The following is a 14,367-nucleotide window of genomic DNA, read 5'->3' as shown; positions in this document are numbered from 1 at the left end:
GTGCTATAATAAAACTCCTTTTGACTTCGGAATTTTCTGGATTTTAGGAATCGATGTGCCGGGGCAAAAAAATAAAACCTTAGGAGGTAACTGAAATGGATGATTTTCAAAGTGCCTATCAAGAAGAGAAGCAGCGGCTGGATGACATGCTGCAGATGGTCGACAGCCAATTGACCCGGTTAAAGAGTATTCCGGTTTATACGGGCCAGGATTTCACGGAACAGATGCTGGAGGCGCATCGGGAAGAGAGCAGGCAGCAGCTTGCGCGGTCGGTGCGGGAGCCGTACTTCGGGAGGCTTGATTTTGCAGAGGCGGGAAAGAGCAAGAGCGAGCTGTATATCGGCAAGCAGGGGGTGTATGATCCAGAGAGCAGCAAGCCGGTCGTCATCGACTGGCGGGCTCCGGTAGCGAGCTTGTTCTATTCATTTACGGGGGGCGATGATGCTTCGTATGAGGCACCGGAAGGCGTGATTGAAGGACTTGTGTACCTGAAGCGGAACCTGGTGATCAGGCAGGGCATTCTGGAGCGGGTTGCCGACACGTATAACCGGGAGAGCGAAGGTCCGGCCGTGTCCGACGAATTCCTCGTCTATCGGCTTGGCGAGAACAAGGACAATCGGCTAAGAGATATTGTCTCTACGATCCAGGCGGAACAAGACTTGATTATCCGGGCAGCCAAAAATACGGCACTGATCATTCAGGGAGTGGCGGGGAGCGGAAAAACCACCGTCGCTCTTCATCGGCTGGCCTTCTTGCTCTATCAGTACAAGGAGCAGATCAAAGCGGAACGAATGGTCATCTTTGCTCCCAACCATATGTTTATTGATTATATCTCTGAGGTACTGCCTGAGCTTGGCGTAGGAGATATCCAGCAAAGCACATTTGCGGATTGGGCGGCGCGATTGCTTGATTTGGAGAATGCGCCGCAGGACGATGCAAATGAACTGACGCGCTGGTTTGATTCATTGAATCATCATCAAAGTGTTACGCGTTCTGGCAAGGAAAACCCAGAATATCCAGGCAGATTTAAAGGCTCGATGGCGTTTAAGTCTCTTCTCGACGGCTATCTGGATCGTCTTGAGCCCACATGTGTACCCGAGCAGGATTTCGAGCCTTGGGATGGAGCTAAGCTGCCGTTTAGCGTTATCGCCGACTGGTTCAATGGCGAATACAGACATTACCCGATTGCAAGGCGCAAGGAAAGGGTATTGGCACGGATTCATCGGTGGATTGAAATGGAGCTGAAGAAATCCCCGTCAGCAGCGGCTCTGAAGGAGCGGAAGAAGAAGGCGCAGCAACGGGAGAAGTCCTATGCCAAGAAATGGCCGGAGCTGGACTCGCTCGCTATTTACAAGAGACTGATGCAGGACAAACCGGACGGAATGCCTTCCTCGATTTTGAAAGAGACCCGCTCCTACTTGAAGGAAGGCGAGGTAAAGGAAGAAGACCTTGCCGCATTATTATATATTTTCTCCAGAACCCAAGAGATTGAAGGGGAGATGACCTTTGACCATGTGGTCATCGATGAAGCCCAGGATTTCAGTCCGTTTCAGGTGGCTGTGCTTGACCGGTTCGTCAAGGGACATTCCTTCACGATTCTGGGCGATCTGTCCCAAGCCATTCATTATTATAAGGGCATTCAAAGCTGGGAGGAAATGCAGACTCTCTTCCAACCCGAGGACACCGCATATTATGCCTTGACCCGAAGCTATCGTTCCACGATGGAAATTATTGATTTTGCGAACGGCATTCTGGAACGGGGAGTCGGAACGGACCTGCTGGCTGTACCGGTATTCCGCAGTGGAGAGCCGGTCAACTTGCTCAGGATAACAGAAAGAGACAGGGAAAAGGGGATTGCGGAGACGTTGACGAAAGTGCTTGAAGGCAGCCACCGGACTGTCGCTCTCTTGACGAGGACGATGGAGGAGGCCCGTGAGCTCCATGGGACGCTTGCAGCCAAGAGCTTCGATATTCATTTGATCGGCGGAGAACAGCGGCAATATACGGGAGGAATTTCCGTGCTGCCGGCATATTTATCGAAGGGACTTGAATTTGATGCAGTTATCTTGACGAATGTGGATACAGCTCACTATGGAGTCCACGACGCAAGACTTCTTTACGTCGGTTGTACCCGTGCGCTGCACGAGCTATGGCTGCTTCATGGCAGAGAATTGCCGCAATACGTTCATTCCGCAGCGGAGTAATCATCTCGGGCATCCGGGCATTGTTGTCAGGCCTCGTCGATCGGCATCTTGCGCAGCGAGAACTCATCGAGATCGCGATCCGCCTTGAACTGATTGCATTCATTGCAGGCACAGACACAGTTGAGCGGGGTCGTATGCCCGCCTTTCGCTTTCGGCAGCAAGTGATCAATCGTATCCCCATACCCGCCGCAAAAGAAGCAGGTGTGATGATCGCGCGTCAGAATGTAACGCCGGAAATCCTTGTTGCTGTATAGTCTGCGGATCGTATGACGGTTAACGACGACCGCGGCATACTCCTTCACAAGTGTGACGGCTAAATCAAGCTCAATCTCCTGATGCCATCGGCTGCCTTTGTCTGTCCGCCCCCGCATTCTGATCTTTCCTTGACGGTTTGGTCTCAGCAGACTGGCATCGGGCTGGCCTTGCGGGTATATGGGCGGTACAGGTAAAGAAACATGACGTAATGACTTATCCTTAGTGGAAACGGAAGCAAGTCCCGTGTGCTCGAGCGGAGGAATTCCTTTTAATGCTTCGGCCTGCTTCACCTGCTTCCTGCAGCTGCGGCAGGTTCCGCGCCGGACTCCCTTGCCGTAACGCTTTCCGGTTCTTTTTAGAAAATGATTGAGCGGCTTTTGCTCTCCGCACCGGATGCAGCGCTTGCTGCCCGGAATTGTATTCTCATTCATTTATGTATCCTCCACTGATTCAATATCCTTATTATACCTTGCAGAGTCTGAATCCCCTAATAAAACCAAAAGGGCTGCCGGTTTACGGCAGCCCTTTAATACTTATTCAGATACGGTCGCCGCCTCTCGATGAGAGGAGCGCACCTTGCACACGATCTTCCGAATGCTCTCGTCGGACAGAAAGAACATTTGAGCCAGATCGCTCACGGAATGACCGTTATCATATAGCTTATAAATATTTTCATTGCGTTTTGCCATGGATGTGCGGGTCCCGCTGAGTTCACCCCAGGAAGCCTTGGCGCATTCCGGCTTGGGTATGTACAGCAGTTCTCCCTGAATGTAGCTTTGAAGCTCCTTCAATAGCCTAGGGGGAAGCACATCCTTCCCGTTTTTGTAGTTCACGATCATGATCCTCCTTATAACTTGCGTTCTGGAGTGTATTTACCTGGCTTTTGCTAGTGTTCATGGTCGCAACTCCCCCCTTTCGTTCGAATTAGAATTAAGATTTGGATTTATTTTAACACATCATTGAATAAACGGAAATAAGAGGGGCCCGAAAGCCCCTCAACGTACGGGCTGCCGCGTTAAGCGACAGCCACCTCACTCACTGTAATCACTTCGATCAGCCCCCTTTCCAGTGATTCGTCGGCCCGACATCTATATTAACTCATATTGTCAGCAGCTTCGAAAGCGAAAGAACATTTATAAATGTTTTTTACCGTGTATGGCATAAAAGTTGAAACTTCATACGTTGCCTTTCTGCGTAGCTTCTTTAGTTCAACTGATATAGAATGTTAAGAAGAATATCAACGAATCAAGGACGTGAAGGCAGTGGACTTATTTTCATTTCAACAGGAGCAAAATCCCTCCGGCAGGCTGCTCGCCGACCGGATGCGTCCGGTGACGCTGGATGAATATATCGGGCAGGAGCAAATCGTAGGGCCGGGCAAGCTGCTGCGCCGTGCGATTGAAGCGGATCAGGTCTCCTCGATCTTGCTATATGGACCTCCTGGTTGTGGCAAGACCACATTGGCCCATATTATTTCGCACCATACCCAGGCTGAGTTTGTTCGGCTCAATGCCGTCGATGCTTCCGTGAAGGATGTTCGCGAGGTGATCGAGAAGGCGCAGAATGATAAATCGTTCTATGGAACGAAGACGATCCTCTTCCTGGACGAGGTGCATCGCTTCAACAGCTCCCGGCAGGATGCGCTGCTCCCGGCGGTGGAGAAGGGAACGATTATATTTATCGGAGCAACGACGGAGAACCCGTTTCACTACGTGAACGGCGCTCTACTGAGCCGTTCTACGCTGTTCGAGCTGCAGGCGCTGACGAAGGAGAATTCGCTGCTCGCCATGAAGCGGGCGCTGGCAGATAAGGATAAAGGGCTGGGCCATATGCCGCTCCAGGTGGATGAGGATGCGCTGCTGCATATCGCGGCCATGGCAAACGGCGACATTCGCCGGGCGCTGAATGCGCTCGAGCTGGCGGCGCTGACCACGCCGCCGGAGCAGGATGGCTCCGTGCACATCAGCCTTGCGGTGGCTGAGGAGTCGATTCGCCGTCCTCTGGTGAAGGCGGACGAGTCCACGCAATATGATGTGCTCTCCGCGTTCCACAAGAGCATTCGCGGCTCCAGCGATGCCGCGCTCTTCTGGTTCCTCTATGCCGTGGAGAAGCTCGGCATGGATCCCATGACCTTCATCCGCCGGCTGATAGCGGCATGCAGCGAGGACATCGGCCTGGCGAATCCCCAGGCGATGGTTCAGGCGGTCAGCGCCCTGGAGGCGTACCGCAATAACGGCTGGCCCGAAGCGAAGCTGAACGTGGCCCAGGCCATTCTATTTGCCGTGGAGAGTCCGAAATCCAATGGCGTTGTGGCGGCCATCTCGCGGGCGATGTCAGCGATCGAGGAGGTCCGCTCCGCCGAGGTGCCGCTGCATTTGCGGGATGCCCATTACAAGGGGGCCGTCAAGCTCGGTCATGTCGGGTATAAATACCCGCATGATTATCCTAATCATTATGTAAAGCAGGAATATCTGCCGGAATCTCTGCAGGGAAAAGTGTTCTATCAGGCAACAGAGCAGGGAAATGAGAGTAAAATCCGTCATAATCAAGAACTGCGGCGAAAGGAATAAGAAGGGGACTGCCGAAAAGTCCCCAAAATAAAAAGTTGGGCGAGAACCACCATAAGGGGGAACCGCCCAACTTTATTGTCCGTTCACTTTTGCCAAAGTAATATGCGCCTATGCACTTAATTCGCCGTATGCACTAAACTCACCGTATGAGTATCCGAGTCAGCAATTATAGTGCCTTTTGGCACTAAATTCGCCGCATGAGCACCTGTGTCGGCAATTATAGTGCTTTTAAGCACTAAATTCGCCAGAAGAGCACCCGAGTCGGCAATTATAATGCCTTTTGGCACTAAATTCGCCGTATGAGCTCCTGCGTCAGCGATTATAGTGCCTTTAAGCACTAAATTCGCCAGAAGAGTACCCGAGTCGGCAATTATAATGCCTTTTGGCACTAAATTCGCCGTATGAGCGCCCGTGCCGGCAATTATAATGCCTTTTGACACTTATTTCGTCTGCATGGTCCCCACGCTTAATATCCAGCCGAACTTGCATAGCCTTGTGATCCAATCAGAGAGTCAGAATATACGCTCTTACCGGTGCCGTCCCAGTTCAGGAACAGGCAGCTTTTCGGCCGCTTCGATAATCCCGCCTCCAAGGCAGACCTCTCCGTCATAGAATACAACAGCTTGTCCAGGCGTAATCGCCTTCTGAGGCTGATCAAACTGTACATACAAGGTGCCGTCTTCGCGCTTCGAGACCGTGACGTCCTGATCAGCCTGACGGTACCGGAATTTGGCGGCGCATTTGAACGTATCGGCCGGCATGTGGTCCGCTCCTGCGATCCAGTTGATATCAGAAGCAACCAGACCCGTCGAATACAGGCTTGGGTGCTTGTCCCCCTGTACTACATACAAAATGTTGAGATCCAGATCCTTCTCTGCAACAAACCAAGGCTCTCCGTTGCCTGAGCCGCCAATCCCAAGGCCTTGGCGCTGTCCGAGAGTATAGTACATCAGACCGTCGTGCCGGCCCTTAACCTCTCCGGTCACGATGTCGATCATCTCGCCGGATTTGGCCGGAAGATAATGACTCAAAAACTCGCGGAAATTCCGTTCGCCGATAAAGCAGACACCTGTGCTGTCCTTCTTCTTGGCGGTATAGAGCCCCGCTTCCTCCGCAATTCGGCGCACCTCAGGCTTAGGCAAATGACCGATCGGAAACATTGCCTTGGAGAGCTGTGTCTGATTAAGCGCATTGAGGAAATAGGTTTGATCCTTGTTGCTGTCGACACCGCGAAGCAGCTTATAGATGCCATCTTCGTCAATGACTCTTGCATAGTGTCCTGTCGCCACATAATCCGCGCCGAGATCCAGCGCTTTGTTCAGGAATTCACCAAATTTGATCTCGCGGTTGCACATCACATCCGGATTCGGAGTGCGTCCGCGCTTGTATTCCTCCAGGAAATAGGCGAATACTTTATCATAATATTCCCGCTCAAAATTCACGGTGTAATAGGGGATATCGATCTGCTCGCAGACACGGCGGACATCCTCGGCATCCGACTCGGCAGTACAGTTGCCGAATTCGTCGGTGTCGTCCCAGTTTTTCATAAAAATACCGATGACGTCATAACCTTGCTGCTTGAGCAGGAGCGCAGTCACCGATGAATCGACGCCCCCGGACATGCCGACAACGACGCGGGTGTGCTGGTTGGCTGTATTCATTCAATCACTCCTTCAGGCTTCCTTGAGCCTGTGTACATTTTATCAAATCTATGCCTGACAATCGATAGCCCTGTGTCAAGCTGTTCAGCGTGTTTTGCAAAAGCATCAGGATGTGTTACTATTACAGAGATAAGTGATAGGAATAAGAAGGTATATTATTAATCGACCAAAGGTCCATTATATAAAGTTTATCCGAAAAATGAAAGAGGTGGCTTCTTTGAAGATTTCTACAAAGGGACGCTATGGCCTGACCATTATGATGGAGTTGGCTGCTAAGCTGGGCGAAGGGCCGACATCCTTGAAGAGCATTGCGGAAAAAAATCAACTGTCTGAGCACTATCTGGAGCAATTGATTGCTCCGCTTCGCAATGCCGGTCTGGTCAAGAGCGTTCGCGGGGCATATGGGGGGTATATCCTGTCGCGTGATGCCAGCGAGATTACTGCAGGCGATATTATCCGCGTATTGGAGGGCCCGATTTCCCCGGTGGATTTCACGGAGGAGGACGATCCTGCCAAGCGCGACCTTTGGCTACGGATTCGGGACAGCATTGCCGACGTGCTGGATTCGACAACACTGGAAAGCCTCGTAACTTACGAAGAGCAGGGAGCAAAGGATAGCTATATGTTCTACATTTGAGGGAGGATCAAGTGCTTGGCCAATGTACAATAGAGGCAGGGAGGCTGCGCCACAGCCTCACCGGTACAAACACTTGGATGGGATACCTCCAAACTTGTTGTTAAAAAATAACCCGTTCCCTTGGAGCTGACCTGGGCGGGTTATTTTCGTTTGTGCAAATTATCCCATGAGTCTGCCTACAGGGCAGGCTTTTTCTTTTTATGTCCTTCTTAATTGCAATTGGAAATTGGAGGATTTAAGATTCTAGCATACAATTTGATTAATATTGAGTCATTCCGCTCACAATAGCCGTAATAATTAATGTACATTCAGATTCTAAAGAAGAGGTGTTGCTTGGTGTGGCATGATAAGTCAACAGATACTGTTCTAAAGGAACTTGAAGTGAATCCTGATGTAGGATTAACTTCGCAGGAGGCTGAGGCAAGGCTGGCGAAGTACGGTGAAAACAAGCTGAAAGGCAAGCCGAAGAAAAGCCTGGCGGCCCTCTTTTTTTCTCAATTGAAGGATATGCTGATTTACGTATTGCTTGGCGCGGCTGTTATTACGCTTATTGTGGGCGAATATGTGGACGCGGTCATTATACTTGCGGTCGTTTTTTTGAATGCGGCAATTGGCGTATTCCAGGAGCAAAAGGCAGAAAAGGCCATCGAAGCGCTTCAACAAATGACGACGCCCCGGACGCTTGTTAGACGGGACGGGGATATTAAAGAGATCGATTCGGTCCATGTTGTTCCGGGCGATATCGTGATTTTGGATGCCGGACGCTATATCCCGGCCGATCTGCGGCTGATCTCGGGAGCGAACCTTCAGATTGAAGAATCTGCACTTACCGGGGAATCCGTGCCTTCAGACAAGGATCCTGACGCCCTTCTGGAAGGTCCTAAGACGCCAATCGGTGATATGGCCAACATGGCATTCATGTCTACGCTTGTTACATATGGACGCGGTGAGGGTGTGGCTGTTGCTACGGCGATGGATACAGAAATGGGCAAGATCGCAAAAATCCTGGACGAAGACGATCAAAGCATGACACCACTACAAATTAAGCTTGAGGAGCTTGGCAAGGTGCTCGGCTATATCGCGATCGGCATCTGTGTTGTCATCTTTATCATCGGCTTGCTCCAGGGACGCGACCTGTTTGAACTGTTCCTGACCTCGATCAGCTTGGCTGTAGCTGCGATCCCGGAAGGCTTGCCGGCAATTGTGGCGATAGTGCTGGCTCTGGGCGTAACCCGCATGTCGAAGCTGAACGCTATTGTGAAGAAGCTTCCTGCGGTTGAGACGCTTGGATCGGTCAATATTATATGCTCGGATAAGACGGGAACCCTGACACAAAATAAAATGACCGTCGTCAAGCATTACACAGCCGCTCAACTGGGCGAGGAGCCTCCGGTGGAGATGATCAAGACCTTCGTGCTGTGCTCGGATGCTACCTTTGAAGAGGGCCAGGGAACGGGAGACCCGACAGAGATTGCTTTGGTCGTCTACGGCCAGCAGCATAATCTGATGAAGAAATCGCTGGAGGCGGAGTATAAGCGGGTTGCTGAAAAGCCGTTTGATTCTGACCGAAAGCTGATGTCCACCCTGAATCAGACTAGAAAAGGTTATCGCGTCCACACGAAGGGTGCGATTGACCAGCTGCTGAAGGTATCCGCGACGGCCGTTGTGAATGGAGAGGTCGTGCCGCTTACGGAAGAGCTGAAGCAGCAATATTTGCAAGCGGCGGAAGCGATGTCTGACGATGCCTTGCGGGTGCTGGCAGCGGCATTCAAGGATACGGAGGCTGTGATCAGCCCGGATGAGATGGAGAAGGATTTGACTTTCCTGGGCTTTGTCGGCATGATTGATCCGCCTCGTCTTGAAGTGAAGGATTCGATCCGCGAAGCCAAGCTGGCTGGTATTACCCCGATTATGATTACGGGAGACCACCGGAACACGGCCGTGGCCATCGCCAAGGAGCTGGAGATCGCTGCTTCAATCGACCAGAGTATGACCGGTGCGGAGATCGATGAGCTGAGCGATGAGGAATTTGCCCGGAGAATCCAGAACATCCGAGTCTTCGCTCGCGTATCTCCGGAGCATAAAGTGAAGATTGTGAAAGCCTTCAAGGCTCAAGGGAATGTAGTCTCCATGACGGGCGACGGAGTAAATGACGCTCCTTCGCTGAAAAGCGCGGACATTGGCGTAGCTATGGGGATCACTGGTACGGATGTATCCAAGGGTGCCAGCGATATGATTTTGACGGACGATAATTTTACTACGATTGTAAAAGCCATTCGGGAAGGGCGAAATATCTATGCTAACATCCGTAAGACGGTTACTTTCCTCTTGTCCTGTAACTTTGGCGAAATCGTAGCTATTCTGGCTTCAATTATATTCTTCTGGCCGTTGCCGTTGCTCGCGACCCAGATTCTCTGGATTAATCTTGTTACGGATACGCTGCCAGCCATCGCGCTGGGTGTTGATCCAGGGGAGAAGGATGTCATGAAGCGCAAGCCGAGAGATCCGAAGGAGAGCTTCTTCTCGAAGGGAGTAGCAACTCAGGCTGTACTTGGGGGGCTTCTCATCGGAACGTTGACCCTGGTTGCCTTCTATTTGGGACTCAGAGAGCACGGATACAGTCTTGGAGCCGGCTCCATTCCTGAGGATGTGATGACATATGCGCGGACCATGGCGTTTGTGGTGCTTGCCGCTTCTCAATTGTTCTACTCCTTCGCCAAACGGAGTTCGACCAAGTCGATCTTTGAGCTGGGTCTTTTCTCTAACAAGTTTCTTGTGCTGGCTGTTCTTGCCGGTTTTGCGCTTCAATTCGCTTCGATCACCATCCCGTTCCTGGCGGATGCTTTTAAGGTACAGAACCTGAGTCTCGCCGATTGGGGAATTGTTATCGCTCTTGCCTTGGTGCCGCTGTGTGTTAACGAATTGATCAAGCTTGGCAAGAAGCTTCTTGCAAGAAATTAATCGGATTATCGCTGCTTTTGTAGAAAACCTCCTTTTGGGCCAGGTTACGCTGTACAAAACCCGGGAAACATATTAAGATGGGGATGCACTTGCGGCGGTCGGATTAGATAACAACACATGAATCACAGAACCTACTGTGATACCAACACGATGGCCGTCCCGTTCGGGACGGTATTTGTGTTTTTCAGATGATTGCCCAAAAAGTGCAGCAGGAGTTCTATCCTGAAAAAAATCAAGGTGATGAGAGAATGAATACGATATATCTTGATCATGCGGCTTCAACGCCCGTTCATCCTGAAGTGATGGAGACGATGCTGCGTGTGATGAAGGAGCATTATGGCAATGCCTCGAGTGTGCATGCTTTCGGACGTGCGGCCAAGCGTCTCGTGAACGAGTCAAGAGAGCAGGTGGCTTTGTTGGCGGGATGCCGAACGGATGAGCTTGTCTTTACAGGCGGGGGAACAGAAAGCGATAATCTGGCCTTGTTCGGTGCGGCAAAGGCGAATCAGCATCGCGGCCGTCATATCATAACGACTCAAGTTGAGCATCATGCCGTGCTGCACACATGCAGACAGCTGGAGAAAGAGGGCTTTGAACTGACATATCTGCCAGTTGACAAGTACGGGATCGTACATCCTGAGCAAGTAGAGGAAGCGATTCGTCCAGATACGATACTTGTCAGCGTGATGTACGCTAACAATGAAGTGGGGACGATTCAGCCGATTCGGGAAATTGCAGAAGTTACAGCGGCCCGGCGGATCCTGTTTCATGTCGATGCTGTACAAGCCTTTGGCAAGCTTCCGATCGATACAAGCAAGCTCGCTGTAGATTTGATGAGCTTCTCCGCTCACAAGATTAACGGCCCGCAGGGTGTCGGGGCATTATATATCCGCCAAGGCACGCCGCTTGATCCGCTGTTCTTCGGCGGGCTTCAAGAGCGGAAACGTCGGGCGGGAACCGAGAATATTGCTGGTATGGCCGGTTTTGCTGCGGCTGCTTCATTAGCAAGCAAACAGCTTCCGGTGCTCGGGGAACAGGATGAGCTCATGCGATTAACCCTGCTTCAAGCACTGCAGCTTCATGTCGGTGCCGAGAACTACCATCTGAATGGGCACCCGGAGGCCGGATACAGATTGCCGCATATTGTGAATATCAGCTTTCCGGCGTGTGACACAGAGACGATGCTGATGAATCTTGATCTTGAAGGTATCGCGGCTGCCAGCGGGTCGGCTTGCTCATCCGGCTCTCTGGAACCATCCCATGTGCTTGCCGCCATGAATCTTCCACAAATATTTTTGCGTTCAGCGATTCGATTCAGCTTTGGTTTGGGTAATACTAGGGAGGAATTAGAGAAAACCGCCGAAAAAATTGGAACTATACTGAACCGTCTTCGTAATAGAAGATAAATGGGCTTCTGCACGTTTTTTCGGGGAGGAGGTTGGCTCGTAATACAGGGGATCCACAAGATTGCCCATACAGGAGGATCCAACGCATGAAACTTCAGGAGTTGACAGGTTTAGCCGTATTTGATGTAGAAGACGGTAAACAGGTCGGGGATGTCCAAGATGTCCTGCTGAATGAACAGTGGAACATCGTCGGCATTTTGCTGGAAGGGAAGCAAATGTTCTCAGCCAGCGTGAAGGTTGTGTTCTGGGATGACATTATCGCTTACGGTGAAGATGCCGTAATGATTCGCAATCGACAGGCAATCCGCAAATGGGATGCCGAGAATATACAACTTACCTTTTTATCGGGCAACGGGAAATTGAAGGAGCTTCCGGTTCTGACCGGTGACGGTACGATGCTTGGTCACGTTAGTGATGTTTATTTTGACCAGGAAATGGGAAATACAATTACAGGGATAGAAATCAGCGACGGCTTAATCTCCGACCTGATGGAAGGCCGCAAGGTGCTGCCCTACATAGACGGTATGATCAAGGGCGAAAATGCAATTATGGTGCCCCCCAACAGTGATGAGCTGCTTGAGGCGCCTTGAATCTGTTAACGGATAGGTGATTAATGAAGATGAAATGTCCAAATTGTAGCTCTAAGGATATCGGGAAGATTGGATCCCATCAGTTTTATTGCTGGGGCTGTTTTATTGAATTGACGGTAAATGGAGACAAGATGTCAGTGTATCAGGTGGAAGAGGACGGTACGCTCAGCTCGCTGGATGATTTGTTCTTTGGCGACGAGGTTATGCAGGATTATCCGCAAATGCATTTGACATAAAGTAAAATAGATATCGGTTTGAATGCAGCGGTGGAGTGTGAACTCTTACCGCTGCTTTTTTAGTTCAGTCAGAAAAACCCGGAACAATAGCGATCGTAAGAACACTCCTCACGTTGCCTCCAGCGTACAATCACTGGCTCAACCTGCAATTTCCCCGCATAGTTCAAAGTGCCGCGGCAAAAGCTACAACAGGACATTTAAATATTGACAACAATGATCATGACGAAATCACATTTTCAATTCATTGATAATGAAAGCGCTATGAAATAGGATGGAGTTAAGAAGAGCACGAGGGCAGCTCCCCTCAAGCTTTCGATATAAGCTTCCAAGGAGGTTCAAGATATGAGTATGGAAACAGCAGAAACAAAATCCGGTGGAGGGGTAAGAGTACGGGTCCAGCAATTCGGGCGTTTGCTCAGCGGGATGGTGATGCCGAATATCGGGGCATTTATCGCCTGGGGTCTGATTACTGCTTTGTTTATCTCTTCAGGGTGGCTTCCAAATGAAACACTGGCTACACTTGTAGACCCAATGATCAAATATTTGCTCCCGCTCCTGATCGGCTATACAGGCGGATCCATGATTCACGGCAAGCGCGGTGCGGTTATCGGTGCAGTTGCAACCATGGGTGTCGTTGTCGGCGCATCCATTCCAATGTTCTTGGGGGCAATGATCGTAGGTCCTTTGTCCGCATGGATTTTGAAGCAATTTGATAAGTTGGTTGATGGAAAAATCAAGTCCGGCTTCGAAATGCTTGTCAACAACTTTTCGCTGGGTATTCTTGGTGCATTGCTGGCAATCGCCGCTTTGACAGGGATTGGTCCTTTCGTTGAAGTAATCACTAAAGCGTTGTCTTCAGGCGTAGACGTTCTGGTAGGAGCAGGCCTGCTGCCGCTTGTAAACGTTCTGATTGAGCCAGCAAAGGTACTGTTCCTGAATAATGCCATTAACCACGGGGTATTGGGCCCGATCGCATTGGAGGAATCGCTTCGGGTTGGTAAATCCGTAATCTTCATGCTTGAATCCAATCCAGGCCCTGGTCTTGGCATCCTGCTTGCTTACATGCTGGTGGGTAAAGGATCGGCTAAGCAATCTGCTCCAGGCGCTGCGATTATTCATTTCTTCGGAGGTATTCATGAGATTTACTTCCCGTACATCCTGATGAATCCTCGTCTGATTCTAGCCGCAATTGGCGGCGGTGTGACAGGTACATTCACGTTCCAGCTGTTCAATGCAGGTTTGGTCGCAGCTCCAGCGCCGGGCAGTATCTTTGCTTACATTGCCATGGCTCCTAAGGGCGGCTTGCTTCCGGTATTCTCCGGTGTTATCACGGCAACGATCGTATCGTTCCTGATTGCGGCATTGCTGCTGAAAACGGGTAAACAAAAAGAAGACGAAACTTCTCTGGAAGAAGCTGCCGAGAAGAGCCGTCAAATGAAGGCTGCCGGCGCTTCCGCCGCTCCTGCCGCGCAATCAGGCGTTCGCAAAGAAAATGTGAATAAGATCGTCTTCTCTTGTGATGCAGGAATGGGCTCCAGTGCCATGGGCGCTTCGATCCTCCGCAAGAAGATGCAGGAAGCAGGTGTTAACGTAACTGTCGTGAACTCGGCGGTAAGTGAAATTCCTGCAGATGCGGATATCGTCATTACACAGAATCAATTAACTGAACGCGCCAGAATTGCCAAACCGGATGCCGAGCATATCTCCATCGATAACTTCCTGAAGAGTCCGAAGTACGATGAGCTCGTTGACCGTTTGAAAGGCTAACAGCATTCGTGATATCATCACTGCGTTCCCTAAAAACGCTGGAGCACCCCTCCAGCGTTTATCTTAGTTTTATGCGGGAG

Annotated in this window: 11 protein-coding genes and 1 pseudogene; 8 read left to right on the top strand and 4 right to left on the bottom strand. The window is 50.7% G+C overall.

The genetic code is table 11. The features are described from left to right. Window positions 1–95: 95 nt before the first annotated feature. Window positions 96–2,204 (top strand): HelD family protein, encoded by a 2,109-nt coding sequence (locus tag TX85_RS13640; protein WP_044479648.1) that lies wholly within the window; start codon window positions 96–98, stop codon window positions 2,202–2,204. 26 nt (window positions 2,205–2,230) lie between these two features. Here the strand turns inward: TX85_RS13640 and TX85_RS13635 are convergent, their stop codons facing one another. Together TX85_RS13635 and TX85_RS13630 are read right to left on the bottom strand one after the other, a co-directional pair. Next, window positions 2,231–2,890, bottom strand: a complete 660-nt coding sequence (locus tag TX85_RS13635; RefSeq protein WP_044479647.1) for an HNH endonuclease — start codon at window positions 2,888–2,890, stop codon at window positions 2,231–2,233. A 102-nt stretch (window positions 2,891–2,992) separates the two neighbouring features. Then, a complete protein-coding gene (locus TX85_RS13630) occupies window positions 2,993–3,292 on the bottom strand; it encodes a CD3324 family protein (protein WP_044480080.1) in 300 nt (99 codons plus the stop codon). A gap of 429 nt (window positions 3,293–3,721) precedes the next feature. On the opposite strand from TX85_RS13630, the gene TX85_RS13625 reads away from it, so the two are divergent. After that, window positions 3,722–5,029, top strand: coding sequence for a replication-associated recombination protein A (locus TX85_RS13625; protein ID WP_044479646.1), 1,308 nt, complete (start codon window positions 3,722–3,724; stop codon window positions 5,027–5,029). Window positions 5,030–5,145: 116 nt separating this feature from the next. Here TX85_RS13625 and TX85_RS13620 read toward each other — a convergent pair whose 3' ends face one another. Next, complete coding sequence (locus TX85_RS13620; protein WP_044479645.1) at window positions 5,146–5,469, bottom strand: hypothetical protein; 324 nt, start codon at window positions 5,467–5,469, stop codon at window positions 5,146–5,148. An 87-nt stretch (window positions 5,470–5,556) separates the two neighbouring features. After that, window positions 5,557–6,690, bottom strand: a complete 1,134-nt coding sequence (gene mnmA, locus TX85_RS13615; RefSeq protein ID WP_044479644.1) for a tRNA 2-thiouridine(34) synthase MnmA — start codon at window positions 6,688–6,690, stop codon at window positions 5,557–5,559. Between the two features lie 217 nt (window positions 6,691–6,907). Between mnmA and cymR the strand changes: the two genes are divergently transcribed. The 6 genes and pseudogenes from cymR (at window position 6,908) to TX85_RS13585 (ending at window position 14,287) form a co-directional block, all read left to right on the top strand. Continuing rightward, the gene (cymR, locus tag TX85_RS13610) at window positions 6,908–7,327 is read left to right on the top strand and encodes a cysteine metabolism transcriptional regulator CymR (protein ID WP_044479643.1); all 420 of its coding nucleotides are present in this window, start codon (window positions 6,908–6,910) and stop codon (window positions 7,325–7,327) included. A 336-nt stretch (window positions 7,328–7,663) separates the two neighbouring features. Continuing rightward, window positions 7,664–10,288: a cation-translocating P-type ATPase gene (locus tag TX85_RS13605; RefSeq protein WP_044479642.1), complete on the top strand. Its 2,625-nt coding sequence runs from the start codon at window positions 7,664–7,666 to the stop codon at window positions 10,286–10,288. 248 nt (window positions 10,289–10,536) lie between these two features. After that, window positions 10,537–11,694 carry a cysteine desulfurase family protein gene (locus tag TX85_RS13600; protein ID WP_044480078.1) on the top strand — a complete coding sequence of 386 codons (1,158 nt, stop codon included), beginning with the start codon at window positions 10,537–10,539 and terminating at the stop codon, window positions 11,692–11,694. Window positions 11,695–11,780: 86 nt separating this feature from the next. Then, window positions 11,781–12,300 (top strand): annotated as a pseudogene (locus TX85_RS13595) (PRC-barrel domain-containing protein). A gap of 13 nt (window positions 12,301–12,313) precedes the next feature. Next, window positions 12,314–12,520: a hypothetical protein gene (locus TX85_RS13590; RefSeq protein WP_044479640.1), complete on the top strand. Its 207-nt coding sequence runs from the start codon at window positions 12,314–12,316 to the stop codon at window positions 12,518–12,520. A 342-nt stretch (window positions 12,521–12,862) separates the two neighbouring features. Then, complete coding sequence (locus TX85_RS13585; RefSeq protein WP_044479639.1) at window positions 12,863–14,287, top strand: PTS mannitol transporter subunit IICB; 1,425 nt, start codon at window positions 12,863–12,865, stop codon at window positions 14,285–14,287. The last annotated feature ends 80 nt before the right edge of the window (window positions 14,288–14,367 follow it).

It is taken from the genome of Paenibacillus antibioticophila, assembly GCF_000455265.1.
Taxonomy (GTDB): Bacteria; Bacillota; Bacilli; order Paenibacillales; family Paenibacillaceae; genus Fontibacillus; species Fontibacillus antibioticophila.
The sequence above is the reverse complement of the archived record's forward strand: the minus strand, read 5'-3'. Positions and strand labels throughout refer to the sequence as shown.